The organism is Vibrio sp. R78045 (assembly GCF_042466085.1).
Taxonomy (GTDB): Bacteria; Pseudomonadota; Gammaproteobacteria; order Enterobacterales; family Vibrionaceae; genus Vibrio; species Vibrio cyclitrophicus.
This window is the reverse complement of the sequence record NZ_JAXHBS010000017.1, coordinates 332,120-357,336: the sequence shown is the minus strand read 5'-3', so window position 1 is coordinate 357,336 and position 25,217 is coordinate 332,120. Positions and strand designations below refer to the sequence as shown.

At 45.1% G+C, this 25,217-nt stretch carries 26 protein-coding genes; 23 read left to right on the top strand and 3 right to left on the bottom strand.

Translation table 11 applies throughout. The features are described from left to right. The first annotated feature begins 20 nt into the window (after nucleotides 1–20). From SJY39_RS21045 to glmU, 22 genes are all read left to right on the top strand, one after another. The gene (locus SJY39_RS21045; RefSeq protein WP_010433176.1) at nucleotides 21–692 is read left to right on the top strand and encodes an amino acid ABC transporter permease; all 672 of its coding nucleotides are present in this window, start codon (nucleotides 21–23) and stop codon (nucleotides 690–692) included. Further along, nucleotides 689–1,426 (top strand): amino acid ABC transporter ATP-binding protein, encoded by a 738-nt coding sequence (locus SJY39_RS21040; RefSeq protein ID WP_010433180.1) that lies wholly within the window; start codon nucleotides 689–691, stop codon nucleotides 1,424–1,426. The genes SJY39_RS21045 and SJY39_RS21040 overlap by 4 nt, the downstream gene beginning before the upstream one ends. Nucleotides 1,427–1,632: 206 nt before the next feature. Further along, nucleotides 1,633–1,767, top strand: a complete 135-nt coding sequence (rpmH, locus tag SJY39_RS21035; protein WP_004735800.1) for a 50S ribosomal protein L34 — start codon at nucleotides 1,633–1,635, stop codon at nucleotides 1,765–1,767. Nucleotides 1,768–1,812: 45 nt separating this feature from the next. Beyond that, nucleotides 1,813–2,136: a ribonuclease P protein component gene (rnpA, locus tag SJY39_RS21030; protein WP_016767542.1), complete on the top strand. Its 324-nt coding sequence runs from the start codon at nucleotides 1,813–1,815 to the stop codon at nucleotides 2,134–2,136. Next, entirely contained in the window at nucleotides 2,103–2,360 is a 258-nt protein-coding gene (gene yidD / locus SJY39_RS21025; RefSeq protein ID WP_004735802.1) for a membrane protein insertion efficiency factor YidD, read from the top strand. Before rnpA ends, yidD begins: the two co-directional genes overlap by 34 nt. Before the next feature lie 2 nt (nucleotides 2,361–2,362). After that, complete coding sequence (gene yidC / locus SJY39_RS21020; RefSeq protein WP_010433191.1) at nucleotides 2,363–3,982, top strand: membrane protein insertase YidC; 1,620 nt, start codon at nucleotides 2,363–2,365, stop codon at nucleotides 3,980–3,982. 130 nt (nucleotides 3,983–4,112) lie between these two features. Beyond that, a complete protein-coding gene (gene mnmE / locus SJY39_RS21015; protein ID WP_029203056.1) occupies nucleotides 4,113–5,474 on the top strand; it encodes a tRNA uridine-5-carboxymethylaminomethyl(34) synthesis GTPase MnmE in 1,362 nt (453 codons plus the stop codon). A gap of 49 nt (nucleotides 5,475–5,523) precedes the next feature. Further along, nucleotides 5,524–5,958 carry an FMN-binding protein MioC gene (gene mioC, locus SJY39_RS21010; RefSeq protein ID WP_010433198.1) on the top strand — a complete coding sequence of 145 codons (435 nt, stop codon included), beginning with the start codon at nucleotides 5,524–5,526 and terminating at the stop codon, nucleotides 5,956–5,958. A 482-nt stretch (nucleotides 5,959–6,440) separates the two neighbouring features. After that, a complete protein-coding gene (gene mnmG / locus SJY39_RS21005) occupies nucleotides 6,441–8,336 on the top strand; it encodes a tRNA uridine-5-carboxymethylaminomethyl(34) synthesis enzyme MnmG (RefSeq protein ID WP_016793479.1) in 1,896 nt (631 codons plus the stop codon). After that, the gene (gene rsmG / locus SJY39_RS21000; protein ID WP_016793478.1) at nucleotides 8,336–8,968 is read left to right on the top strand and encodes a 16S rRNA (guanine(527)-N(7))-methyltransferase RsmG; all 633 of its coding nucleotides are present in this window, start codon (nucleotides 8,336–8,338) and stop codon (nucleotides 8,966–8,968) included. Before mnmG ends, rsmG begins: the two co-directional genes overlap by 1 nt. Before the next feature lie 14 nt (nucleotides 8,969–8,982). Then, the gene (locus SJY39_RS20995; protein ID WP_010433205.1) at nucleotides 8,983–9,756 is read left to right on the top strand and encodes a ParA family protein; all 774 of its coding nucleotides are present in this window, start codon (nucleotides 8,983–8,985) and stop codon (nucleotides 9,754–9,756) included. A 23-nt stretch (nucleotides 9,757–9,779) separates the two neighbouring features. After that, nucleotides 9,780–10,661 (top strand): ParB/RepB/Spo0J family partition protein, encoded by an 882-nt coding sequence (locus SJY39_RS20990; protein ID WP_010433208.1) that lies wholly within the window; start codon nucleotides 9,780–9,782, stop codon nucleotides 10,659–10,661. A gap of 191 nt (nucleotides 10,662–10,852) precedes the next feature. Next, a complete protein-coding gene (locus tag SJY39_RS20985) occupies nucleotides 10,853–11,242 on the top strand; it encodes a F0F1 ATP synthase subunit I (protein ID WP_010433210.1) in 390 nt (129 codons plus the stop codon). A gap of 8 nt (nucleotides 11,243–11,250) precedes the next feature. Beyond that, on the top strand, nucleotides 11,251–12,048 hold the full coding sequence (gene atpB, locus SJY39_RS20980) for a F0F1 ATP synthase subunit A (protein WP_009848124.1): 798 nt from the start codon (nucleotides 11,251–11,253) through the stop codon (nucleotides 12,046–12,048). Nucleotides 12,049–12,097: 49 nt separating this feature from the next. After that, complete coding sequence (gene atpE / locus SJY39_RS20975) at nucleotides 12,098–12,355, top strand: F0F1 ATP synthase subunit C (protein ID WP_004411110.1); 258 nt, start codon at nucleotides 12,098–12,100, stop codon at nucleotides 12,353–12,355. Nucleotides 12,356–12,414: 59 nt separating this feature from the next. Beyond that, complete coding sequence (atpF, locus tag SJY39_RS20970) at nucleotides 12,415–12,885, top strand: F0F1 ATP synthase subunit B (protein ID WP_010433231.1); 471 nt, start codon at nucleotides 12,415–12,417, stop codon at nucleotides 12,883–12,885. A 15-nt stretch (nucleotides 12,886–12,900) separates the two neighbouring features. Continuing rightward, the gene (gene atpH, locus SJY39_RS20965; RefSeq protein ID WP_010433233.1) at nucleotides 12,901–13,434 is read left to right on the top strand and encodes a F0F1 ATP synthase subunit delta; all 534 of its coding nucleotides are present in this window, start codon (nucleotides 12,901–12,903) and stop codon (nucleotides 13,432–13,434) included. Nucleotides 13,435–13,447: 13 nt separating this feature from the next. Continuing rightward, nucleotides 13,448–14,989 (top strand): F0F1 ATP synthase subunit alpha, encoded by a 1,542-nt coding sequence (gene atpA, locus SJY39_RS20960; RefSeq protein WP_010433235.1) that lies wholly within the window; start codon nucleotides 13,448–13,450, stop codon nucleotides 14,987–14,989. Between the two features lie 48 nt (nucleotides 14,990–15,037). Continuing rightward, nucleotides 15,038–15,904, top strand: coding sequence for a F0F1 ATP synthase subunit gamma (atpG, locus tag SJY39_RS20955; RefSeq protein ID WP_009848120.1), 867 nt, complete (start codon nucleotides 15,038–15,040; stop codon nucleotides 15,902–15,904). A gap of 34 nt (nucleotides 15,905–15,938) precedes the next feature. Then, nucleotides 15,939–17,342, top strand: coding sequence for a F0F1 ATP synthase subunit beta (gene atpD, locus SJY39_RS20950; RefSeq protein ID WP_009848119.1), 1,404 nt, complete (start codon nucleotides 15,939–15,941; stop codon nucleotides 17,340–17,342). 18 nt (nucleotides 17,343–17,360) lie between these two features. Further along, entirely contained in the window at nucleotides 17,361–17,783 is a 423-nt protein-coding gene (locus SJY39_RS20945) for a F0F1 ATP synthase subunit epsilon (protein WP_010433239.1), read from the top strand. A 183-nt stretch (nucleotides 17,784–17,966) separates the two neighbouring features. Further along, a complete protein-coding gene (gene glmU / locus SJY39_RS20940; RefSeq protein WP_010433241.1) occupies nucleotides 17,967–19,328 on the top strand; it encodes a bifunctional UDP-N-acetylglucosamine diphosphorylase/glucosamine-1-phosphate N-acetyltransferase GlmU in 1,362 nt (453 codons plus the stop codon). 78 nt (nucleotides 19,329–19,406) lie between these two features. Here the strand turns inward: glmU and punC are convergent, their stop codons facing one another. Then, nucleotides 19,407–20,618, bottom strand: a complete 1,212-nt coding sequence (gene punC, locus SJY39_RS20935; protein WP_010433243.1) for a purine nucleoside transporter PunC — start codon at nucleotides 20,616–20,618, stop codon at nucleotides 19,407–19,409. A gap of 163 nt (nucleotides 20,619–20,781) precedes the next feature. Between punC and punR the strand changes: the two genes are divergently transcribed. Beyond that, entirely contained in the window at nucleotides 20,782–21,696 is a 915-nt protein-coding gene (gene punR / locus SJY39_RS20930; RefSeq protein WP_010433246.1) for a DNA-binding transcriptional activator PunR, read from the top strand. A 99-nt stretch (nucleotides 21,697–21,795) separates the two neighbouring features. Here the strand turns inward: punR and ilvA are convergent, their stop codons facing one another. Next, nucleotides 21,796–23,340, bottom strand: coding sequence for a threonine ammonia-lyase, biosynthetic (gene ilvA / locus SJY39_RS20925; RefSeq protein WP_016767538.1), 1,545 nt, complete (start codon nucleotides 23,338–23,340; stop codon nucleotides 21,796–21,798). Nucleotides 23,341–23,342: 2 nt separating this feature from the next. Then, nucleotides 23,343–25,184 (bottom strand): dihydroxy-acid dehydratase, encoded by a 1,842-nt coding sequence (gene ilvD, locus SJY39_RS20920; protein WP_010433252.1) that lies wholly within the window; start codon nucleotides 25,182–25,184, stop codon nucleotides 23,343–23,345. Nucleotides 25,185–25,217 lie beyond the last annotated feature (33 nt).

Sequence of the window (25,217 nt, the reverse complement as noted above, 5' to 3'; positions counted from 1 at the left end):
ATAAAAATACGAGATAGATTATGGGATTTGACTTTAATTACATGCTAGAGCTACTGCCAATACTGCTGAAGTATCTTGGCACAACCATGGAGATGGCGACCTGGGGTTTGTTCTTTGCTCTTATCCTGTCTTTGATATTGGCAAATATTCGTGTATTCAAAATCCCAGTGCTCGATCAACTGAGTCAGCTGTATATTAGCTTCTTTCGCGGAACTCCGCTGCTAGTACAGTTGTTCCTTCTATACTACGGCCTACCGCAGGTATTTCCGTGGATGGTTGGACTCGATGCGTTTGGCGCGGCCGTGATTGGTTTAACCCTTCACTTTGCCGCTTATATGGCAGAGAGTATTCGTGCCGCGATTATTGGTATTGATCGCAGCCAAATGGAAGCCAGTTTGTCTGTAGGCATGACAACTAGCCAAGCAATGCGACGAGTCGTCTTACCGCAAGCAACTCGCGTGGCATTGCCTTCATTGATGAACTACTTCATCGACATGATCAAATCGACTTCACTTGCATTCACCCTAGGTGTAGCCGAAATCATGGCCAAAGCTCAGATGGAAGCGTCTTCAAGTTTCCGCTTCTTCGAGGCTTTCTTAGCTGTAGCGCTGATTTATTGGGGCGTGGTCGTTATCCTCACTCGTATTCAAATTTGGGCCGAAGTGAAACTGAATAAGGCGTATGTACGATGATCAAATTACAAAATATCCACAAGCAGTTTGGTGACACCGAAGTATTGAAAGGGATCGACCTTGAAATCAAACAAGGTGAGATAATTGTCATCATAGGTTCGAGTGGAACAGGTAAGTCCACACTGCTACGTTGCGTAAATTTTCTCGAGCAAGCCGATCAAGGTACGATTTCGATTGACGATATCAAGGTTGATGCTAAGAAACATACCAAAGCAGAGGTGCTGGCACTGCGCCGTAAGACCGGTTTTGTATTCCAAAACTATGCGTTATTTGCTCACCAAACTGCAAAGCAGAATATTGCTGAAGGTTTGATTACCGTTCGAGGTTGGAAAAAGAAGCAAGCCCATGAAAAAGCGCAACAAATACTCGATGATATTGGTCTAGGAGAAAAAGCAGATAGCTACCCTGCTGCGCTTTCTGGAGGTCAACAACAACGCGTTGGGATCGGCCGAGCAATGGCCCTTCAACCAGAGCTTTTGTTGTTCGATGAGCCTACTTCAGCGCTCGATCCTGAATGGGTTGGTGAAGTACTTAACCTCATGAAAAAATTAGCAAATCAGCATCAAACTATGCTGGTGGTTACCCATGAAATGCAGTTCGCTAGAGAGGTCGCAGACCGAGTGATCTTCATGGCCGATGGCCACATTGTCGAGCAGGGATCTCCACAGGATATTTTTGGTAATCCACAGGATCCAAAATTAAAAAAATTCTTAAATAAGGTTGGGATCGACTAAGGATCCTTGTGATTTTAGTTATTCTACGTATAATCCCCCGACCGGAATTTTAGTTAACCCAATCATTGACACTTTTTGTGACAGTGATTACAATTCCGCCTCTTTGTTGAGAGGCGTCGGTTTTCCTTTCTTATATAAAGAAGAGAAAAAATGCCCACGCCGGGTTTAACAAAAACCTAAAACTACTGATCAGTAAGGTAATTACAATGAAACGCACTTTTCAACCTACAGTTCTAAAGCGTAAGCGTACTCACGGTTTCCGTGCTCGCATGGCTACTAAGAACGGTCGCGCAACAATCAATGCACGTCGTGCAAAAGGCCGTAAGCGTCTTTCTAAGTAATCTTTGATTATTTTGAATAAGCTAGCCTTCGGTCGGGAGTTACGCTTGTTAACTCCCGAACATTATCAGAATGTCTTCAAGCAAGCTCATCGAGCTGGCTCCCCTCATTTCACCATCATTGCCCGAAATAACTCTCTTTCAAATCCTCGCCTTGGATTAGCCGTTCCGAAAAAACAGATTAAAACCGCCGTGGGTCGTAACCGATTCAAGCGTCTTACTCGTGAAAGCTTTCGTAACATTCAACACAAACTTCCTAACAAAGATTATGTTGTAATCGCTAAAAAGAGCGCGCAAGATTTAAGCAATGAAGAAATGTTCAAGCTACTCGACAAATTATGGCTTCGCCTGTCTCGCCCTTCGCGTGGATAGCGCTAATACCCATCTATTTTTATAGATGGTTTATTAGTCCACTCATCGGCCCACGCTGCCGATTTACTCCAACCTGCTCTTTATATGCGATAGAAGCGTTGAAAGCTCACGGTTTTGTAAAAGGGTGTTGGTTATCAGGCAAACGTCTATTAAAATGCCATCCTTTGAACGAAGGGGGCTTTGACCCCGTTCCACCAGTCCAAAAACAAGACAGAGATAAATAACGATGGATTCTCAACGTAATATCCTGTTAATCGCATTGGCTTTGGTTTCTTTCCTACTTTTCCAACAATGGAATGTAGCTAAGAACCCGGCTCCACAAGCGATTGAGCAGGCACAATCTGGCAGCACCCTACCAGCGCCATCTTATGCAGATGATCTAGACCCAGCTCCGGGCCAAGTTGCTTCTGCAAAAACTATCACAGTAACAACTGATGTACTGACTCTGTCAATTGATACGGTTGGTGGTGATGTCGTTAAAGCAAATCTAAATGATTACTCTGCAGAGTTCGATTCTGAAGATACTTTTGTTCTTCTTAAGAACGAACCAGGTCACCAATTTATCGCTCAAAGCGGTCTAGTGGGTCCTCAAGGTATCGACCTAAGCAGCACAAACCGCCCTAGCTACACAGTTTCAGCAGATAGCTTCACACTTGCTGATGGTCAGGATGAACTACGCATCCCGATGACTTACCAAGCGAACGGCCTTGAGTACACGAAAACATTCGTCCTTAAGCGTGGTAGCTACGCAATGGATGTTGAATACGATGTAGTAAACAACTCTGGTAACAACGCGACATTCGGCATGTACGCTCACCTACGTCAGAACGTTATGGACGACGGTGGTAGCCTAACAATGCCAACTTACCGTGGTGGTGCTTACTCTACGGAAGATACACGCTATAAAAAATACAGCTTCGACGACATGCAAGATCGCAACCTGTCTCTTAACCTAGCAAATGGTCAAGGTTGGGCAGCGATGATTCAGCACTACTTTGCAAGTGCATGGATTCCACGCGACGAAGCAGGCAGCAACCTTTACACTCGTGTCATTGGTAACCTTGGCGACATCGGTGTTCGCATGCCGAACAAAACCATTGCTACTGGCGACGAAGCAAGCTTTAAAGCAACGCTTTGGGTTGGTCCTAAACTTCAAGACCAAATGGCTGCTGTTGCACCAAACCTAGACCTAGTAGTTGACTACGGTTGGTTATGGTTCATTGCTAAACCACTTCATACTCTGCTTTCGTTCATTCAAGGCATCGTTGTGAACTGGGGTCTGGCAATCATCTGTCTAACGTTCATCGTTCGTGGTGCTATGTACCCACTAACGAAAGCTCAGTACACGTCTATGGCGAAAATGCGTATGCTTCAGCCTAAGCTGACTGCAATGCGTGAGCGTATTGGCGACGACCGTCAACGCATGAGCCAAGAAATGATGGAGCTTTACAAGAAAGAAAAAGTAAACCCACTGGGTGGCTGTTTACCTATCCTTCTACAAATGCCTATCTTCATTTCACTATACTGGGCACTAATGGAGTCAGTTGAACTGCGTCATTCACCGTTCTTCGGTTGGATTACTGACCTTTCAGCACAAGACCCATACTACATTTTGCCACTTCTGATGGGTGCTTCAATGTTCCTAATCCAGAAGATGAGCCCGACAACTGTAACGGATCCGATGCAGCAGAAGATCATGACCTTTATGCCGGTTATGTTCACATTCTTCTTCCTGTTCTTCCCTTCAGGTCTGGTTCTTTACTGGCTAGTATCGAACATCGTAACTCTGATTCAGCAAACGCTTATCTATCGCGCGCTGGAAAAGAAAGGCTTACATTCTAAGTAAGTTCGATAACAGAAAGAGATAAAGAAAGGCGACCAAAAGGTCGCCTTTTTGTTTTTAGCTGATTACAATTCAGCTAATTGATTAATCGTGAACGCCCCATTGTGGCTTTCACATGCTAGCAGGCACAACTATGACTACAGATACGATTGTTGCTCAAGCGACCGCGCCTGGCCGTGGTGGCGTAGGTATTATCCGCGTTTCCGGCCCACTGGCCACTCAGGTTGCATTAGAAGTAACAGGCAAAACACTCAAGCCTCGCTATGCGGAGTACCTGCCGTTTAAATCTGACGATGGCATCGAACTCGATCAAGGCATCGCGCTTTACTTCCCTAACCCGCACTCGTTTACTGGCGAAGACGTATTAGAGTTGCAAGGCCACGGCGGCCCAGTGGTTATGGATATGCTAATCAAACGCATCCTAGCCATTTCAGGCGTACGTGCAGCGCGTCCAGGTGAGTTTTCAGAACGTGCCTTCTTGAACGATAAGATGGATTTAACTCAAGCCGAAGCCATTGCTGACTTAATTGATGCCAGTTCAGAAGAAGCAGCAAAATCGGCGCTTCAATCGCTACAAGGCGAATTCTCTAAACGCATTAATACGCTTGTAGATTCTCTTATTTACTTAAGAATCTACGTTGAAGCAGCGATCGATTTCCCAGAAGAAGAAATTGATTTTCTTGCTGACGGTAAAGTCAGTACTGACTTACAGGCTATCATCGATAACCTCGAAGCTGTACGCCAAGAAGCGAATCAAGGTGCGATCATGCGTGAAGGCATGAAGGTCGTGATTGCAGGTCGCCCAAATGCCGGTAAATCGAGCCTATTGAATGCGCTGTCTGGCAAAGAATCTGCGATTGTGACCGATATTGCCGGCACCACACGTGATGTATTGCGTGAACATATCCATATTGATGGTATGCCACTGCATATTATTGATACCGCAGGCCTGCGTGATGCTTCAGATGAAGTAGAAAAAATTGGTATTGAACGAGCTTGGGAAGAAATTGCTCAGGCAGACCGAGTTTTATTTATGGTCGATGGCACCACAACAGACGCAACTGACCCGCAAGATATCTGGCCAGATTTCGTTGATCGACTACCAAATAATATCGGTATGACAGTGATCCGAAATAAAGCGGATCAAACCAGTGAAGAACTAGGTATTTGCCACGTTAACGATCCCACTCTAATTCGCTTATCAGCGAAAACAGGCGAAGGGGTCGACGCATTGCGCAGCCACCTTAAAGAGTGCATGGGGTTTGCTGGTGGGAATGAGGGCGGTTTCATGGCACGTCGTCGTCACTTAGACGCCTTAGAACGTGCATCAGAGCACTTGGACATCGGCCAACAACAGCTTGAAGGTTATATGGCCGGAGAGATCTTGGCAGAAGAGCTTCGAATCACTCAGCAACATCTTAATGAGATCACGGGTGAATTTAGTTCAGATGACTTATTAGGTCGCATCTTCTCTTCATTCTGTATTGGCAAATAATCTTTAAAGGCCGGCTTATGCTGGCCTTTTCTTTAGTAAGGACAGTTTAATGATCCACATTATTACAGGCAGTACCTTAGGTGGTGCTGAGTACGTTGGCGATCACCTTAATGATCTTCTTGAAGAGCAAGGTCAAGAGATAACCCTTCATAACCAGCCGGAATACGATGACATTCCCCAACAAGGCTTTTGGTTGTTAGTGACTTCAACTCATGGTGCTGGCGAGTTTCCAGATAATATTAAGCCGTTTATCGACGCATTGACCCAGCAATCACCAGATTTAAGTCAGATTCGCTTTGCTGTCGTAGCGCTTGGGGATTCAAGTTACGATACCTTCTGTTTGGCGGGAAAATCAGTCCACAGCTTGCTGAAAGAGCTCGGTGCCCACCCTATTTCTGACTGTTTTACCATCGATGTACTGGAAACTCCGGTACCTGAAGACGCTGCAGAAGCATGGTTTAACGATCATAGTGACCAGTTTTAAACTCTCCTATATCCCAAAAAGCGGCTTATGCCGCTTTTTTTGCCTCTGAATATCGTGATTGTGAATAACTTTTTTCCAAAAAAATTAAAAACTATCCATTTATTTTCAATTTCTTCTGTGGATAAGATCATACATATACGGTGATTAACCTATAGTTATCCAAATAACAAGTTTTAGACTAATTTCTCCCTGTGAATAAGTAGCCATTTTGATCCCAGCTAATCCTCATCATGATCAAAGTTAGATCACATGGTTTGATCCAAAAAAGATCCATGATCTTGTTGATCATTTTTGACTTATCCACAGACACCCTCGATCCTAATAATAGATCTAATAAAAGATCTCTTTAAAGATCTTATCTATATTAATTAAAAACTGCTTTTTCGAAAAATTCCAAAAACGTTTTCTCAAGCTATGAAAACAGGTAGAATATCGCTCCTTTTTATCTGTCTAGAAAACATTTGAATACCTGAGGTTGGTTCATGCTTTATCACGAAAAATTTGACGTCATCGTTGTTGGTGGTGGCCATGCAGGAACGGAAGCCGCACTCGCATCTGCACGTACTGGTCAAAGTACGTTATTACTTACTCATAATATCGATACGTTAGGACAAATGTCTTGCAACCCAGCTATTGGCGGGATCGGTAAGGGCCATTTGGTTAAAGAGGTCGATGCAATGGGTGGATTAATGGCGCAAGCTATTGATCATGCAGGTATTCAGTTCAGAACATTGAACGCATCAAAAGGCCCTGCAGTTCGTGCGACTCGTGCACAAGCTGACCGCGCACTTTACAAAGCTTTTGTTCGAAATACTCTTGAAAACACACCAAACCTAACTTTGTTCCAACAATCGGTTGATGATTTGATCGTTGAACAAGATCAAGTGGTTGGTGTGGTGACGCAGATGGGCCTTAAGTTCCGCGCTGATGCTGTGGTACTGACTGTTGGCACCTTCCTAGGCGGAAAGATCCATATTGGTATGGAAAGTTCTTCTGGTGGTCGAGCCGGTGATCCACCATCGATCGCACTTGCTGACCGTCTTCGTGATCTTCCATTCCGAGTTGATCGCCTGAAAACAGGTACACCCCCTCGTATCGATGCGCGTAGCGTTGATTTTTCTGAGCTTGAGGTTCAGCACGGTGATAACCCGACGCCTGTTTTCTCGTTCATGGGTAGCCGAACTCAACAGCCTCGTCAAATTCCATGTTATATCACGCATACCAATGAAAATACGCATGACGTTATTCGCGCTAACCTAGATCGCAGCCCAATGTACGCGGGTGTGATTGAAGGTATTGGCCCTCGCTACTGTCCTTCGATTGAAGACAAAGTGATGCGTTTTGCTGATAAGAACAGTCACCAAATTTTTATCGAACCTGAGGGTCTAACGACTCATGAGCTATACCCGAATGGTATCTCTACCAGCCTACCGTTTGATGTACAGGTTCAAATTGTTCGTTCGATGAAGGGCTTTGAAAATGCTCATATCGTTCGCCCTGGCTATGCGATTGAGTACGATTTCTTTGATCCTCGCGACCTTAAGCTGACTTACGAAACTAAGTTTATTAAAGGTCTATTCTTTGCGGGTCAAATCAACGGTACCACTGGCTACGAAGAAGCAGCTGCACAAGGCTTGATGGCAGGTCTCAATGCAAGTTTGTTTACTCAAGGCAAAGAAGGCTGGAGCCCGCGTCGCGATCAAGCTTACATGGGCGTTCTTATCGATGACTTATCGACGATGGGCACCAAAGAACCTTACCGTATGTTTACGTCTCGCGCGGAATACCGTTTGCTCCTTCGTGAAGACAACGCTGATATCCGTTTGACGGAAAAATCACGTGAACTTGGCTTGGTGGATGACGCTCGTTGGGCTCGATTCAATGAGAAAGTAGAAAACATGGAGAGAGAGCGTCAACGTCTGAAAGAAACGTGGATTAATCCTAAATCTGAAGATATTGATCAACTGAACCAAATTCTTAAAACACCAATGTCTCGTGAAGCGAGCGGTGAAGATCTTCTTCGTCGCCCTGAAATGACTTATTCACAGCTAACTGCATTGGATCGTTTTGGTCCGGCACTGGAAGATCAACAAGCGTCTGAGCAAGTTGAGATCCAAGTAAAGTACGATGGTTATATCCAGCGTCAACAAGATGAAATTGAAAAATCACTGCGTCATGAAAACACCAAACTGCCGGCTGACATCGACTACAGCAAGGTAAAAGGGCTTTCTAATGAAGTGGTTCTAAAACTAACTACCGCTAAACCTGACTCGATCGGTATTGCATCGCGTATCTCTGGTATTACACCTGCTGCAATCTCGATTTTGTTGGTTTATCTGAAAAAGCATGGCCTGTTGAAAAAAGGTGAGGAAGCATAATGAGCGTATTGCGCGAAAAACTGGATCACCTGATTGGCCAGACTGAACTTGAAGTATCGGAAAAACAACGTAGCCAATTAGTGGGCTACGTTGAGTTACTCAATAAATGGAACAAGGCCTATAATTTAACGTCTGTTCGTGACCCGCAAGAAATGATGGTGAAACATATCTTAGATAGCATCATTGTTAGCATTCACTTACAAGGCAAGCGCTTTATTGATGTCGGTACCGGCCCTGGTCTTCCTGGGATTCCGCTCTCAATCATGAACCCTGACCGTGAGTTTTACTTGTTAGATAGCTTAGGTAAGCGTATTCGTTTCATCAAGCAGGTGATTCATGAGCTGGGTATCGACAACGTAGTACCGGTTCAAAGTCGCGTTGAAGAATTTCAACCTGAAGAAAAGTTTGATGCAGTGCTCAGTCGTGCGTTTGCGTCAATGACAGACATGGTAGAGTGGTGTCACCATTTACCTAAAGAGCAATCCGGTGTATTTTTGGCTCTTAAAGGACAACATCCTAGAGACGAAATTGATCTGTTACCTGAATGGTGTTCAGTGACAGACATTAAAGCTTTGCAAGTACCAGAGCTTGATGGAGAGCGTCATCTAGTTACTTTATCGCGTCAGGGATAATCAGCGAGGCCATAGTGGGTAAAATAGTAGCAATTGCCAACCAGAAAGGTGGCGTAGGAAAAACAACAACTTGCATTAATTTGGCAGCATCAATGGCGGCAACAAAACGCAAGATATTGGTTGTTGACCTCGATCCTCAAGGTAATGCCACTATGGCGAGCGGTGTCGACAAGTATCAGGTTGAAGCAACTGCTTACGATTTGTTGGTTGAAGACACCCCATTTGATGAGGTAGTTTGTCGGAGTACATCTGGCAATTATGACCTCATCGCCGCAAACGGTGATGTGACTGCGGCAGAAATCAAATTAATGGAAGTGTTTGCTCGTGAAGTTCGTCTTAAGAACGCGCTCGCATCAGTTCGCGATAACTATGATTTCATCTTTATCGATTGCCCACCTTCTTTAAACCTGCTTACAATCAATGCGATGGCTGCGGCTGATTCCGTATTGGTTCCGATGCAATGTGAATATTTTGCATTGGAAGGTTTGACTGCGTTGATGGATACCATCAGTAAACTCGCTGCGGTAGTAAACGAGAATCTTAAGATCGAAGGTCTTCTACGTACTATGTACGATCCTCGTAACCGCTTATCGAACGAAGTATCTGATCAACTCAAAAAACATTTTGGTAGCAAAGTCTACCGAACTGTTATCCCTAGAAATGTGCGTCTGGCAGAAGCGCCTAGTCATGGCAAGCCAGCAATGTACTACGACAAATATTCCGCAGGAGCGAAGGCATATCTTGCTCTTGCAGGCGAAATGTTGCGTCGTGAAGAAGTCCCAGTATAGGTCTAACCAAAGGAATTCGCTCAATGTCTAAGCGCGGTTTAGGAAAGGGGCTAGATGCATTGCTTGCAACTAGCTCTCTGGCTCGTGAAAAACAACAAGTAGCTTCTCATAGTCAAGCGTTATCGGCTGATGGTGAGCTCATCGAACTTGCTGTCGGTTGCTTAAAGCCAGGTGTATATCAACCGCGTAAGGATATTGCGCCGGAAGCGCTAGAAGAGTTAGCGGTATCTATCCAATCTCAAGGCATTATCCAACCGATCGTTGTACGCCCTTTAGCGCACGACCAATTTGAGATTATTGCTGGTGAACGTCGTTGGAGAGCGGCTCGTCAAGCTGGTCTTAAACAAGTTCCATGCTTGATCAAGAGAGTAGAAGACAAGGCCGCGATTGCGATGGCATTGATCGAGAACATTCAACGTGAAGATCTGAATGTTATCGAAGAATCACAAGCGCTAGAGCGCTTGCAGAACGAGTTTTCACTGACACATCAGCAGGTCGCCGATGTGATTGGTAAATCCAGAGCTACCGTTAGTAACTTATTACGTCTAAATCAGCTCGAAAATGAAGTAAAAGGTTTAGTTTCCAGTAAACAACTAGAAATGGGGCATGCTAGAGCACTGCTTGCGCTTGAAGGTGTTACCCAGGTTGAGGCAGCGAATACTGCAGCAACCAAAAAAATGACCGTGCGTCAAACTGAGCAACTTGTCAAAAAGTGCTTAAAACCAGACGTTGAAGCTGAATCGAAGCCCGAAGACACTGAGGCCATCGAACTTTCACGAAGACTCACGGAAAAATTGCAAGCAAACGTTTCAGTTACTCGTTCTGTTAGCGGTAAGTCAAAAGTGACAATTACTCTTGATGAGCCTCACAAATTAGAGCAACTTATTGCTAAACTAGAGTACTAAATGAGATAATTGATTTAGGTCAATTATGAAATAAACAAGTAATTTCTTACAAAAGTTGTCGGTTTGTATACAGAAATGTAAATGATTGCTGCATTCTTATTGCAATCAATTTGGCTGAACGTATAATTTTCGCCAATTTCTCAGCACGCTTTTAAGCGAGTGGTAAAGTGGGCTTAAAGAGGAACGAATACATGGTAGCGGCGTTAGCAAGACCAGGACGAGTGCTTGCAAAGCAAATGTTATTGATCGAGCTTAGCGCGGTTATATTAGTGGCGATAGGGTTAGGTTTAGCTGTTAATCCTGATTGGGGTTTTGCTGCATTGGTTGGTGGCGGTATTTTTGTCATCGCGAATGTGGTTTTTTGTGTGTGTGCTTTCCTATTTTGTGGAGCTCGCGCAACTAAGTTAGTTGCGGCGTCGTTTTACGCAGGCGAAGCACTAAAGATCCTTATCACAGTTCTACTATTCTCTATTGTCTACATGTATATGCAGGTGGAATTAATTCCCCTCAAACTGACCTATTTACTGGTTCTAGGTATTAATATCTTTGCGCCAGTGCTTTTCATTAACAATAAAAAATAGGATGAGTTATGGCTGCGCCAACAGCATCCGGATACATTGAACACCATTTACAAAACCTTTCTTTAGCTAAGTTTGGTCTTGTAGAGGAGACAAGTTTCTGGAACGTACATATAGACAGTCTGTTTTTTTCGGTGTTGACAGGGATGTTATTCCTTTGGGTTTTTCGCTCAGTCGCTAAGAAAGCAACAGTAGGTGTACCTGGTAAGCTTCAGTGTTTTGTTGAAATGGTAGTGGAATTCGTTGGCGACAACGTTAAAGAAACTTTCCATGGTCGCAACCCTCTGATTGCCCCACTAGCACTGACTATATTCTGCTGGATTATCATTATGAACTTGATGGACTTAGTGCCTATCGATTTCTTACCATATCCTGCAGAGCATTGGCTAGGTATCCCTTACTTGAAAGTGGTTCCTACAGCTGATGTAAATATAACCATGGCAATGGCTTTGGGTGTTTTTGCTCTGATGATCTACTACAGCATCAAAGTGAAAGGCCTAGGCGGATTTGCTAAAGAATTGGCACTGCATCCATTTAATCACCCAATCATGATCCCATTTAACTTGGTACTTGAGGTAATTTCGTTATTAGCGAAGCCACTATCTCTAGGTATGCGTTTATTTGGTAATATGTTTGCGGGTGAGGTGGTGTTTATTCTTATCGCGGCAATGCTACCGTGGTACTTACAATGGGTAGGTGCACTACCTTGGGCTATCTTCCATATCTTAGTTATATTGATTCAAGCGTTTGTTTTCATGATGTTGACAATCGTTTACTTATCAATGGCTCATGAAGATAGTGATCACTAAAAAATTTTTAAGCTTTATTCTAACTATTAATGTTAATCGGAGAACGTAAATGGAAACTGTACTAAGTTTTTCAGCAATCGCTGTTGCTATTATTGTTGGTCTTTGTGCCGTAGGTACTGCAATTGGTTTTGCTATTCTTGGTGGTAAATTCCTAGAAGGCGCTGCGCGTCAACCTGAAATGGCTCCAATGCTACAAGTTAAGATGTTCATCATCGCTGGTCTACTGGATGCTGTTCCAATGATCGGTATCGTAATCGCACTACTATTCACGTTTGCTAACCCATTTGTTGGTCAACTAGCAGGCTAATTAACTCTTTAATAGTTAATTAAATTTTTGTAGTTGATTCTTAACGAGGGGTAGCTGTTGTGAATATGAACGCAACTCTGCTAGGTCAAGCAATTGCTTTTTCACTGTTTGTTTGGTTCTGCATGAAATATGTATGGCCACCAATCATGCAAGCAATTGAAGAACGTCAGAAAAAAATTGCTGACGGTCTTGTAGCCGCTGAACGCGCTGCTAAAGACTTGAACCTGGCACAAGCCAACGCTTCTGAGCAAATGAAAGAAGCAAAGCGCACTGCAACTGAGGTTATTGATCAGGCAAACAAACGTAAAGCTCAAATTATTGATGAAGCACGCGAAGAAGCTCAGGCAGAACGCCAGAAAATCTTAGCGCAAGCTGAAGCAGAAATTGAAGCAGAGCGTACACGTGCCCGTGATGACCTGCGCAAACAAGTCGCAACTCTGGCTATAGCTGGTGCTGAGAAAATCCTTGAGCGTACAATCGATAAAGATGTACACGATGATCTTCTTAACAACATTACTGCAAAACTTTAAAGCAAGGGGCTGTATATGTCTGATTTGACTACAATCGCACGCCCCTATGCTAAAGCAGCGTTTGACTTTGCGGTAGATAAAGGTGAGCTAGACCAATGGGGTCAAATGCTTACTTTTGCTGCCGAAGTGGCACAAAATGATGATGTTCACAATTTATTAAGCGGTTCTATGACTGCTGAAAAATTAGCTGAAGTATTCATTGTAATTTGTGGCGAACAATTTGATGAATTCGGCCAGAACTTAATTAAAGTGATGGCAGAGAATGGCCGCTTAATGGCTTTTCCTGATGTTTGTAAAGAGTTCTTTATACTCAAAAAAGAGTATGAGAAAGAGATCGACGTTGAAGTTACTTCAGCTGTTGAACTTTCTGAAGAACAACGCACAAGCATTATCAGCAAATTGGAACTGCGCCTTGCGCGCAAAGTTCAGCTGAATTGCAGTATAGATGAGACTCTACTTAGTGGAGTTATTATTCGAGCCGGAGACCTAGTCATCGATAACTCAGCGCGCAGTCGTTTAGACCGCCTGAGCGATGCATTGCAGTCTTAATGGGGATTGGAGCATGCAACTTAATTCCACTGAAATTAGCGATCTAATTAAACAACGTATTGAATCTTTCGACGTTGTTAGTGAAGCTCGCAATGAAGGTACTATCGTTTCTGTAAGCGATGGCATCCTTAGCATCCACGGCCTAGCGGACGTGATGCAAGGTGAAATGATCGAACTACCGGGTGGCCGTTACGCTCTAGCACTGAACTTGAACCGTGATTCGGTTGGTGCTGTTGTAATGGGCCCGTATGCTGACCTACAGGAAGGCATGAAAGTTACAGGTACTGGTCGTATTCTAGAAGTACCAGTAGGTCCTGAAATGCTTGGTCGTGTTGTAAACACGCTAGGTGAGCCAATTGATGGTAAAGGTCCAATCGAAGCTAAATTGACTTCGCCTGTAGAAATTATCGCACCAGGTGTAATCGACCGTAAATCGGTAGATCAACCTGTTCAAACTGGTTACAAGTCTGTTGACTCAATGATCCCTATCGGTCGTGGTCAACGTGAACTAGTAATCGGTGACCGTCAGACTGGTAAAACAGCAATGGCGATCGATGCGATTATTAACCAAAAAGATTCTGGTATTTTCTCTATCTACGTAGCTATCGGCCAAAAAGCGTCGACTATTGCTAACGTAGTTCGCAAACTAGAAGAGCACGGCGCACTAGCAAACACTGTTGTTGTTGTTGCATCGGCTTCTGAATCTGCAGCGCTGCAATACCTTGCACCGTATGCTGGTTGTGCGATGGGCGAATACTTCCGTGATCGCGGTGAAGATGCACTGATTGTTTATGATGACCTATCTAAGCAAGCTGTAGCTTACCGTCAAATCTCGCTACTACTTAAGCGTCCACCAGGTCGTGAAGCGTTCCCAGGTGATGTTTTCTACCTTCACTCTCGTCTACTAGAGCGTGCTGCTCGTGTAAGCGAAGCATACGTAGAAAAATTCACTAACGGTGAAGTGACAGGCAAGACTGGTTCTTTAACTGCTCTTCCTATCATCGAAACGCAAGCTGGTGACGTATCTGCATTCGTACCAACGAACGTAATCTCGATTACTGATGGTCAGATCTTCCTACAAACTGAGCTATTCAACGCCGGCGTACGTCCAGCTGTTGACCCAGGTATCTCAGTTTCTCGTGTAGGTGGTTCGGCGCAGACTAAAATCATCAAGAAGCTATCTGGCGGTATCCGTACTGCTCTAGCTCAATACCGTGAACTTGCTGCATTTGCACAATTCTCATCGGATCTTGATGAAGCGACTAAGAAGCAACTAGACCACGGTCAAAAAGTTACAGAACTGATGAAGCAGAAGCAATACGCTCCTATGTCTGTATTTGACCAAGCTCTAGTAATCTTCGCTGCAGAGCGTGGATACCTTCAAGATGTTGAACTGTCAAAAGTTCTAGATTTTGAAGCTGCTTTACTGTCGTTTGCTCGTGGTCAATATGCCGATCTAGCAACACAGATCGACACAACGGGTGCTTTCAATAAAGAAATCGAAGCTGAGCTGAAGAAGCTTGTTGACGATTTCAAGGCAACCCAGACCTGGTAATTGGTAGGTGGTCTTAGGGCCACCTCATACCATTAACGGAGAGTAACGATGGCCGGCGCAAAAGAGATACGTAATAAAATCGGTAGTGTTAAAAGCACACAGAAGATTACGAAAGCAATGGAAATGGTAGCAGCTTCAAAAATGCGTCGTTCTCAAGACGCAATGGAAGCTACTCGTCCATATGCAGAAACAATGCGTAAAGTGATCGGTCATTTGGCTAATGGTAGCCTCGAGTATAAGCATCCTTATCTTGAGGAACGTGAAGCCAAACGTGTTGGTTACATCATCGTTTCTACAGACCGTGGTCTTTGTGGTGGTTTGAACATTAACTTGTTCAAGAAAGCCATGAACGACATGAAGGATTGGTCTGAGAAAGGTGCTGATGTAGAGCTTGCAATTGTAGGTTCTAAAGCAACAGCATTTTTCAACAACAGCGGCGCGAAAGTAGCAGCTCAAGTTTCTGGTCTGGGCGATCGTCCAAGCCTTGAAGACTTGATTGGCTCTGTAAGCGTTATGCTGAAGAAATATGATGAAGGCGAATTAGATCGCCTGTTCGTAGTGTTCAACAAGTTTGAAAACACTATGGTTCAAGAACCAACGATCGATCAATTACTTCCTTTGCCTAAATCAGATAGCGAAGAAATGAAACGCAGTCATTCTTGGGACTACATTTATGAGCCCGAGCCAAAACCACTACTAGATGCACTATTGGTTCGTTATGTCGAATCTCAAGTGTACCAAGGTGTGGTCGAGAATCTTGCTTGTGAGCAAGCAGCTCGAATGATTGCTATGAAATCAGCAACAGATAACGCTGGTGACATTATTGATGACTTAGAACTTGTGTATAACAAAGCCCGTCAATCGGCGATTACACAAGAACTTTCTGAGATCGTTTCAGGCGCAGCTGCGGTTTAAGCTTAGGTAAAACTAAATAGTTAGAGGATTAACGATGGCTACAGGTAAGATCGTACAGATCATCGGTGCGGTAGTCGACGTAGAGTTCCCACAGGGCGAAGTACCTCGTGTATACGATGCTCTGAATGTTAATGAAGTGAAAGAACGTCTAGTTCTTGAAGTTCAGCAACAACTTGGCGGTGGCGTAGTTCGCGCAATCGTAATGGGTAGCTCTGATGGTTTACGTCGTGGTTTGACAGTTGAAAATACTGGCGCTCCAATCTCAGTACCAGTAGGTACTAAGACATTGGGTCGTATCATGAATGTCCTAGGTGACGCGATTGATGAGTGTGGCGAGATTGGTGCTGAAGAGCATTACGCCATTCACCGTGAAGCTCCAAGCTACGAAGAGCAGTCTAACGAGACAGCTCTTCTAGAAACTGGTGTTAAAGTAATCGACTTGATTTGTCCATTCGCTAAGGGTGGTAAAATCGGTCTATTCGGTGGTGCTGGTGTAGGTAAGACCGTTAACATGATGGAACTTATCAACAACATCGCACTTCAACACTCAGGCCTATCTGTATTTGCAGGTGTAGGTGAGCGTACTCGTGAAGGTAACGATTTCTACTTTGAAATGCAGGAAGCAGGTGTTGTAAACATCGAAAAACCTGAAGAATCAAAAGTAGCGATGGTTTACGGTCAGATGAACGAGCCACCAGGTAACCGTCTACGTGTTGCACTGACTGGTCTAACAATGGCAGAGCGCTTCCGTGACGAAGGTCGTGACGTTCTACTGTTCGTTGATAACATCTACCGTTACACACTAGCAGGTACTGAAGTATCAGCACTTCTAGGTCGTATGCCTTCTGCGGTAGGTTACCAACCTACACTAGCTGAAGAAATGGGTGTTCTGCAAGAGCGTATCACGTCAACTAAAGCTGGTTCTATCACGTCTGTACAGGCGGTATATGTACCTGCGGATGACTTGACTGACCCGTCTCCAGCAACAACGTTCGCTCACTTGGATGCAACGGTAGTACTTAACCGTAATATCGCATCTATGGGTCTATACCCAGCGATCGACCCGCTAGATTCTACTTCACGTCAACTGGATCCATTGGTAGTTGGACAAGAGCACTACGACATCGCTCGTGGCGTTCAGTCTACACTTCAGCGCTATAAAGAGCTGAAAGATATCATTGCTATCCTAGGTATGGACGAGCTATCTGAAGAAGATAAGCAAGTTGTATCTCGTGCTCGTAAGATTGAGAAGTTCCTAACTCAGCCTTACCACGTAGCGGAAGTATTTACAGGTGACCCAGGCGTTTACGTACCTCTTAAAGAGACTCTACGTGGCTTCCAAGGTCTTCTATCTGGTGAATACGATGACATTCCAGAGCAAGCGTTCATGTACTGTGGTGCAATTGACGAAGCTATCGAGAATGCTAAGAAGCTATAAGGCTAACTAGGAGGCGATATGGCAGCAATAACCTTTCATCTAGACGTTGTAAGTGCAGAGAAACAACTTTTCTCTGGTCTTGTTGAAACGTTTCAGGTGACCGGTAGTGAAGGTGAACTTGGTATTTTCCATGGTCACACTCCACTGCTGACCGCTATCAAGCCTGGTATGGTGCGTATTGTTAAGCAGCACGGCCACGAAGAAATCATTTATGTTTCTGGTGGTATGGTAGAAGTTCAACCTGGTACAGCGACTGTACTGGCTGATACTGCTATCCGTGGTGAAGAACTAGACGCAGCAAAGGCGGAAGAAGCTAAGCGCAAGGCTGTGGAGAATATCCAAAATCAGCATGGCGACATGGACTTCGCACAAGCGGCCGGTGAACTGGCTAAAGCCATTGCTCAGTTACGAGTTATCGAACTGACGAAGCAGCGCCGTTAATCTTTTATAAGATTATTGGCTCTGAGATAAAGGCGACCTACGGGTCGCCTTTTTGCATTTTTGATACATCGAAATTGTTCAGTTTTACGTATTAATAATGGTTTAGTGTGATTGAGATTTAATTTATAGACCCAAAACGGTTACAATATCGGCTTAATAAAAATAATGTTGGATAGGTTTACAATGAAGTTTAGCGCAGTGATTCTCGCAGCGGGCAAAGGCACTCGCATGTATTCAAACACACCAAAGGTTCTGCATACGCTTGCGGGCAAGCCAATGGTGAAACATGTGATCGACACTTGTAATGGGCTAGGCGCTCAAAACATCAACTTGGTTTACGGCCACGGTGGTGATCAGATGAAAGCTGTTTTAGCTGAAGAGTCTGTTAACTGGGCACTACAAGCTGAGCAGTTGGGTACTGGTCATGCGGTTGATCAAGCATCTGCGCACTTCGCGGATGATGAAAAAGTACTTGTGCTATACGGCGACGTGCCTCTCATCTCTCCAGAAACCATTGAAAATCTATTAGACGCTCAACCCAACGGTGGTATTGCATTGTTAACGGTCGTGTTGGACAACCCAATGGGCTACGGTCGTATTATTCGTCGTAACGGTCCTGTTGTCGCTATCGTTGAGCAAAAAGACGCTACGGATGAGCAGAAGCTTATCAAAGAGATCAATACTGGCGTTATGGTTGCTACTGGTGGCGATCTGAAACGTTGGTTGTCAGGCCTAAGCAACGATAACGCACAAGGTGAATACTACCTGACTGACGTTATTGCTGCAGCTCACGATGAAGGTCGTGCCGTTGAAGCAGTACACCCGGTAAGCCCTATTGAAGTGGAAGGCGTGAACGACCGCTCTCAACTGGCTCGTTTAGAGCGCGCTTACCAAGCTGAGCAGGCTGATAAGCTATTGAAGCAAGGCGTAATGTTACGCGACCCAAGCCGTTTCGATTTGCGTGGTGAATTGCAGTGCGGTATGGATGTTGAGATTGATACTAACGTTATCATCGAAGGCAGCGTAAGCATCGGCGACAACGTGGTTATCGGTACGGGTTGTGTATTGAAAGACTGTGAGATTGATGACAACACCATCGTTCGTCCATACAGCGTAATTGAAGGTGCAACGGTCGGTGAAGACTGTACGGTTGGTCCTTTCACTCGTCTACGCCCTGGTGCTGACATGCGTAATAACTCGCACGTTGGTAACTTTGTAGAAGTGAAGAACACTCGCCTTGGTGAAGGTTCTAAAGCGAACCACTTAACGTATCTAGGCGATGCTGAAATTGGTCAGCGTGTAAACGTAGGTGCGGGTGCAATTACTTGTAACTACGATGGTGCTAATAAGTTTAAGACTATCATCGGCAACGACGTATTTGTTGGCTCAGACAGCCAATTAATCGCACCAGTTACTATTGGCAACGGCGCTACCGTTGGTGCTGGCTCTACAGTAACTCGTGATGTTGCTGAAAATGAATTAGTTATCAGCCGAGCTAAAGAGCGCAAGATCGCGAACTGGCAACGTCCGGTTAAGAAAAAATAGTCTCGTAATAAACATGATTATCTAGATATGAAAAAGAGCGAATAATATCGCTCTTTTTTTTGGGGATTGGATTAGAAACTAGTCTTGTTTCTCATCTGTCACCACTCGAGAGTTATCCGGTGTAGCGAAATGTTCAGATAGCTCTTTGTTTGAAATGATGTAGCCAACCCACAATGCACCTAAACAAATTACCACTGCGATACCTGTTGCGCTCAATGCTTGGCTAGCCATTGCTGCCACCAAGGCACTTGATAGGCCACTGATACTGATTTGCAGGCTGTTCTGTAAACCAGCCGCCGTTGCTGGGCTTTGCTTGGCACTTGATAGAGCACGGTTTACCACGATTGGGTAAAGTGCGCCATTTGCTACAGCAATCAAACAGAAAGGTGCTAGTAGAGGCCAGATTGATGTCAGTTCCCACTGTGATGCGATAAAGATAAGCATCGCCGCTACGCTGAACAAGCCGATAAGGTTTCTTAGTACCACACCATCACCGTACTTCTTCACTGCTTGCTTACCGAAATAACCACCAGCCATGAATGCAATTGTCTGTGGAATGAAGCTAAGGCCTATATCTTTTGCTTCATAACCCAGTTGAGCCATGATCTCTGGCATACCCGTTAGATAAGCGAAGAACGCAGCTGACGCCGATGCAAACATCAATACGTTGCCCATGTATGGCTTTGAATGAAGCAGTGCTTTGATGTCGGTTTTGATCGATGTTTGTTTTACTTCTGGCGCTTCTTTTGGTTGAGCCATGGTCGTTGCGATCAACAATGCGCCCATTAGCGTCAATGTGATAAAGATACTGTGCCAACCAAAACTGTCTGCTAGCAACACACCTAACTGAGGTGCTAGTGCAGGAGATAGCGCTACCAAAGGCATGATAGTCGCAAAAATTTGCTGGCTACTGCTTTGCGAGTAGCGCTTGATAACCATTGCTTGCCAGATTACCGCTGGGGCACATACACCGATTGCTTGAATGAATCGTAGTGTCAGTAGGTGCCATACCTCGGTGCTGAATGCTAAGCCGAATGACGCTGCAGTAAAGATAACAAGACCAACCGCCAGTGTATTTCGGTGGCCATACTTGTCACTCGCTAGACCCCAAAGAAGTTGACCCATTGCCATACCGCCAAGGAATACGGTTAGAGACAGTGCGATTTGTTCTGGACCAGTTGCGAAATCAATCTCCATTGCCTTAAATGCAGGGAGGTACATATCAGTCGCGATAAAACCAAGCATTGAGAGAACTGCAAGATAGACCAATTGAAATTTAGAAATATTCATAAGATGCCATTAAACTAAAGGTAGTGATGTTTTTATCATCAAAAAAATTGTTTGATATACAGAGGTTAAAGTCCCTGTTTGTTTATGCTGACATTCTATTTTTCAGAACTGATAAAATAAAACGCTAAAATATATGGTTATCAATCAAAAAATTTGAAGGCTTATGTTCTCTAAATCCTCTTTAGAAATGCTCGATACGGTTGCTCGCTTAGGCAGTTTTACTGCGGCTGCAGAACAATTGCACAAAGTACCATCAGCGATCAGCTACGGTGTTAGGCAGGTTGAGCAAGAACTGGATGTTCTACTTTTCAGACGTTTACCAAGAAAAGTAGAGCTGACACCGGCAGGTGAATTGTTCATTGAAGAGGCACGTGCGTTACTAAGACAGATGGAAGAGGTCAGTGCCCAGACTCGTCGAGCGGCGCGTGGCTGGAAGAAAACCTTGCGCCTAACGCTCGATAACGTGGTTAAGCTCGATAAGATGAAGCCGATGATTGAAGAGTTTTATCAAACCTTTGAGTTCGCTGAGCTGCAGATCAACATGGAAGTGTTTAATGGTTCTTGGGAAGCCATTGCACAGGGCAGGGCGGATGTCGTCATTGGAGCCACTTCGGCGATTCCGGTCGGTGGCGACTTCGAAGTAAAGGATATGGGGCGTTTAGATTGGGCATTTGTGATGTCGCCAAGTCACCCATGCGTCCGTGAGCAAAACCTTAATGAAGCGTTTGTTAGCCAATACCCAGCAATATGTTTGGATGATACTTCTAGTGTACTGCCTAAGCGACACACAGGACACTTTTCGAATCAAAGGCGACTGTTGTTACCTAACTGGTATAGTGCGATTGAATGTCTAAAAAATGGCGTTGGTGTAGGTTACATGCCAAGGCACATTGCCGCGCCTATTATCGAGCAAGGCTTGCTGGTGGAGAAAATACTGCCAGAACCAAGCCCGCAGAGTCATTGCTGTTTGGTGTGGCGAAAAGACGATAACCATAAATTGATCGAATGGATGGTGAAGTACTTAGGGTCGAGTGAGCAACTTCATCAAGATTGGTTGGATCATCGAAAGGCGATCTAATAACTCTTTATAAAATGATCTTTTTCAAGCTTGAGCTGAATATTCACCAATAAAAAGAGCGAGTAAAAACTCGCTCTTTTTGGTTCGATAGCTTAATTCTTAAGACAAGAAGAACTTGTAAGAAGGGTTATCGGTTTCATCTTTACACTGATAACCAAGCTCTCGTAAATGTGTTGAGAACTGAGCTAAATCATCATCGCCAAGTTCGAAGCCACACAATACGCGACCATAATCGGCACCGTGGTTACGATAGTTGAACAGGCTGATGTTCCAATGGGTACCTAAGGTATCAAGGAACTTAATCAAGGCACCTGGGTATTCCGGAAACTCAAAGCTGTATAGGCGTTCTTTCAATGGCTTCGATGGTTTGCCGCCAATCATGTAGCGAATGTGCAGTTTTGCCATCTCATCATCAGAAAGGTCGACGACTGGATAGCCGCCCTCACGTAGGTCATTGATGATGTGCTCGAGCTCTTCTTGACCACCTTGCAGTCGTACACCAACGAAGATATTCGCTAGGCTTTCGTCGTTGTGGCGGTAGTTAAACTCCGTCACCGCTCGGCCGCCAATAATATTGCAGAACTCTAGGAATGCCCCTTGTCGCTCAGGGATAGTCACCGCAAGCAAACCTTCGCGCTTCTCACCTAACTCACAACGTTCAGACACATAGCGCAGACCGTGGAAGTTGGTGTTAGCACCAGACAGTACCGTCGCCAGTTGCTTGCCTTGCAGTTGGTTCTGCTCAGCAAACTTTTTCAAGCCAGCCAGAGCAAGTGCTCCCGAAGGTTCGGCAATCGCACGGGTGTCTTCAAAGATGTCTTTAACCGCAGAACAGATCTCATCACTAGAAACCGCAACATGGCCATCGATGTACTGCTGGCAAAGCCGGAAGGTTTCTTCGCCAATACGTTTAACCGCAACGCCATCTGCAAACATGCTGACTTGATCCAGGACCACAGGCTCGCCTGCATCCAGCGCTGCCTTCAAGCAAGACGAGTCTTCCGGTTCAACCGCAATGACTTTAATCTCTGGCATCAGCTGCTTGATTAACACAGCAACACCAGCCGCTAAGCCACCGCCACCAACAGGCACAAAGATATAATCCATGTGGCCGTTTTGCTGCAGCATCTCCATACCCATCGTACCTTGCCCAGCAATCACTAATGGGTGATCGAAAGGAGGAACAAAAGTGTAGCCATGTTTAGCCGAAAGGCGTTCCGCTTCCGCTTTCGCTTCATCAAAGTTACTGCCGTGCAGAACAACATTACCGCCAAATCCACGTACCGCATCAACCTTGATGTCTGGTGTGGTTTTTGGCATCACAATCGTGGTCTGAATACCCAATTTAGAACCCGACAGTGCCATGCCTTGAGCGTGGTTACCAGCCGATGCCGCAATCACACCAGCGGCTTTCTGTTGCTCATTGAGGCTTGATACCATGTTGTAGGCACCACGCAACTTGAACGAGTGCACAGGTTGGCGATCTTCGCGTTTTAGCTGAACCAGGTTACCAATTCGAGCACTTAAACGTGGCATATCCTGTAGAGGTGTCACAATCGCCGCTTCGTAAACTGGCGCTCTCAGGATCTGACGCAGATAATCTGCGCCAGTTTGTTTCTGGGGACTGGAGGCGTCATCACTCATAGTTAGCCCTCTAACTTAGACTTATCACGTACAGCGCCTTTGTCAGCACTGGTTGCCATGCTTGCGTAAGCTTTCAATGCGAAAGACACTTCACGTTGACGGTTTTCTGGTTTCCAGCCTAGTGCATCTTGCTTAACACGACGTGCTTCTAGTTCTTCTTCAGGAACATCAAGCGTGATTGAGCGGCTAGGGATATCGATAGTGATGATATCGCCTGTGTTCACTAGACCAATTACACCACCGCTTGCTGCTTCTGGAGAGGCGTGACCGATAGACAGACCTGATGTACCACCAGAGAAACGTCCGTCAGTTAATAGTGCACAAGACTTACCTAGACCCATAGATTTTAGGTAAGTGGTAGGGTAGAGCATCTCTTGCATGCCCGGACCACCTTTAGGACCTTCGTAGCGAATAACAACCACTTCGCCTGCTTTTACTTTACCCGCTAAGATACCGTCTACTGCCGTATCTTGGCTTTCGAATACGATTGCAGGGCCTTGGAATTTAAGGTTTTCTTCATCAACACCCGCGGTTTTAACGATACAACCATCAACGGCGATATTACCCGAAAGTACCGCTAGGCCACCTTCTTGGCTGAATGCGTTCTCTTTGGTACGAATACAACCTTCTTTGCGGTCGTCATCAAGACGATCCCAACGACAATCTTGTGAGAAAGCTTTGGTGGTACGGATGCCCGCAGGGCCAGCGCGGAAGAATTTAAGTACGGCTTCGTCTTCTGTCTGCATGATGTCGTATTGAGCAAGTTGCTCTTGCATGCTTAGACCAAGAACGGTGCGAGTTTGGTTGTTCAATAGACCTGCACGATCAAGCTCACCTAGGATAGCCATTACGCCACCAGCACGGTGCACGTCTTCCATGTGGTATTTAGGTGTTGAAGGAGCAACCTTACATAGGTGTGGAACGCGGCGAGACATCTCGTCGATATCACCCATATCAAAATCAATCTCACCTTCTTGAGCTGCCGCTAAAAGGTGAAGTACTGTGTTACTTGAACCACCCATCGCGATATCTAGCGCCATTGCATTATCAAAGGCTGCGCGGTTAGCAATGTTGCGTGGCAGTGCTGATTCGTCATCTTGCTCGTAGTAACGCTTAGTTAGGTCAACGATGCGTTTACCAGCATTGATGAATAGCTCTTCACGGTCAGCGTGCGTTGCTAGCATAGAACCGTTACCTGGCTGAGAGAGGCCAAGCGCTTCTGTCAGACAGTTCATTGAGTTAGCCGTGAACATGCCTGAACATGAGCCACATGTTGGACATGCAGAACGTTCTACTTGCTCACTTTGCGCATCAGAAATGGTTGGATCGGCACCCTGAATCATCGCATCAACAAGGTCTAGCTTGATGATTTGATCTGAAAGCTTGGTTTTACCGGCTTCCATTGGGCCGCCAGAAACAAAGATTACAGGGATGTTGAGGCGCATTGCAGCCATCATCATTCCCGGAGTGATTTTGTCACAGTTAGAGATACACACCATCGCATCTGCACAGTGCGCATTCACCATGTACTCTACTGAGTCTGCGATAAGCTCACGTGATGGCAGTGAGTACAGCATGCCGCCGTGACCCATTGCGATACCATCATCCACAGCGATGGTGTTGAATTCTTTAGCGATACCGCCCGCTTTCTCGATTTCACCCGCAACCAGTTGACCCATATCTTTAAGGTGAACGTGGCCTGGTACGAATTGAGTGAACGAGTTTACAACCGCGATGATTGGCTTACCGAAGTCATCATCTTTAACGCCAGTTGCACGCCATAAAGCGCGCGCACCAGCCATGTTGCGTCCGTGGGTAGTCGTTGCTGAACGATAGATTGGCATTGCTTAAATCCTTATAAAATATTTGGCTGTTGC

What these genes read in the sequence shown, in the direction of transcription:
- SJY39_RS20945 (WP_010433239.1), top strand. Translation starts at nt 17,361, where the DNA reads ATGGCAGCAATAACCTTTCATCTAGACGTTGTAAGTGCAGAGAAACAA.
- rpmH (WP_004735800.1), top strand. Translation starts at nt 1,633, where the DNA reads ATGAAACGCACTTTTCAACCTACAGTTCTAAAGCGTAAGCGTACTCAC.
- ilvD (WP_010433252.1), bottom strand. Translation starts at nt 25,184, where the DNA reads ATGCCAATCTATCGTTCAGCAACGACTACCCACGGACGCAACATGGCT.
- atpD (WP_009848119.1), top strand. Translation starts at nt 15,939, where the DNA reads ATGGCTACAGGTAAGATCGTACAGATCATCGGTGCGGTAGTCGACGTA.
- atpE (WP_004411110.1), top strand. Translation starts at nt 12,098, where the DNA reads ATGGAAACTGTACTAAGTTTTTCAGCAATCGCTGTTGCTATTATTGTT.
- ilvA (WP_016767538.1), bottom strand. Translation starts at nt 23,340, where the DNA reads ATGAGTGATGACGCCTCCAGTCCCCAGAAACAAACTGGCGCAGATTAT.
- glmU (WP_010433241.1), top strand. Translation starts at nt 17,967, where the DNA reads ATGAAGTTTAGCGCAGTGATTCTCGCAGCGGGCAAAGGCACTCGCATG.
- punR (WP_010433246.1), top strand. Translation starts at nt 20,782, where the DNA reads ATGTTCTCTAAATCCTCTTTAGAAATGCTCGATACGGTTGCTCGCTTA.
- SJY39_RS21040 (WP_010433180.1), top strand. Translation starts at nt 689, where the DNA reads ATGATCAAATTACAAAATATCCACAAGCAGTTTGGTGACACCGAAGTA.
- SJY39_RS21045 (WP_010433176.1), top strand. Translation starts at nt 21, where the DNA reads ATGGGATTTGACTTTAATTACATGCTAGAGCTACTGCCAATACTGCTG.
- mnmE (WP_029203056.1), top strand. Translation starts at nt 4,113, where the DNA reads ATGACTACAGATACGATTGTTGCTCAAGCGACCGCGCCTGGCCGTGGT.
- atpG (WP_009848120.1), top strand. Translation starts at nt 15,038, where the DNA reads ATGGCCGGCGCAAAAGAGATACGTAATAAAATCGGTAGTGTTAAAAGC.
- punC (WP_010433243.1), bottom strand. Translation starts at nt 20,618, where the DNA reads ATGAATATTTCTAAATTTCAATTGGTCTATCTTGCAGTTCTCTCAATG.
- mioC (WP_010433198.1), top strand. Translation starts at nt 5,524, where the DNA reads ATGATCCACATTATTACAGGCAGTACCTTAGGTGGTGCTGAGTACGTT.
- rsmG (WP_016793478.1), top strand. Translation starts at nt 8,336, where the DNA reads ATGAGCGTATTGCGCGAAAAACTGGATCACCTGATTGGCCAGACTGAA.
- SJY39_RS20985 (WP_010433210.1), top strand. Translation starts at nt 10,853, where the DNA reads ATGGTAGCGGCGTTAGCAAGACCAGGACGAGTGCTTGCAAAGCAAATG.
- SJY39_RS20990 (WP_010433208.1), top strand. Translation starts at nt 9,780, where the DNA reads ATGTCTAAGCGCGGTTTAGGAAAGGGGCTAGATGCATTGCTTGCAACT.
- yidD (WP_004735802.1), top strand. Translation starts at nt 2,103, where the DNA reads ATGGCTTCGCCTGTCTCGCCCTTCGCGTGGATAGCGCTAATACCCATC.
- atpB (WP_009848124.1), top strand. Translation starts at nt 11,251, where the DNA reads ATGGCTGCGCCAACAGCATCCGGATACATTGAACACCATTTACAAAAC.
- yidC (WP_010433191.1), top strand. Translation starts at nt 2,363, where the DNA reads ATGGATTCTCAACGTAATATCCTGTTAATCGCATTGGCTTTGGTTTCT.
- atpH (WP_010433233.1), top strand. Translation starts at nt 12,901, where the DNA reads ATGTCTGATTTGACTACAATCGCACGCCCCTATGCTAAAGCAGCGTTT.
- atpA (WP_010433235.1), top strand. Translation starts at nt 13,448, where the DNA reads ATGCAACTTAATTCCACTGAAATTAGCGATCTAATTAAACAACGTATT.
- mnmG (WP_016793479.1), top strand. Translation starts at nt 6,441, where the DNA reads ATGCTTTATCACGAAAAATTTGACGTCATCGTTGTTGGTGGTGGCCAT.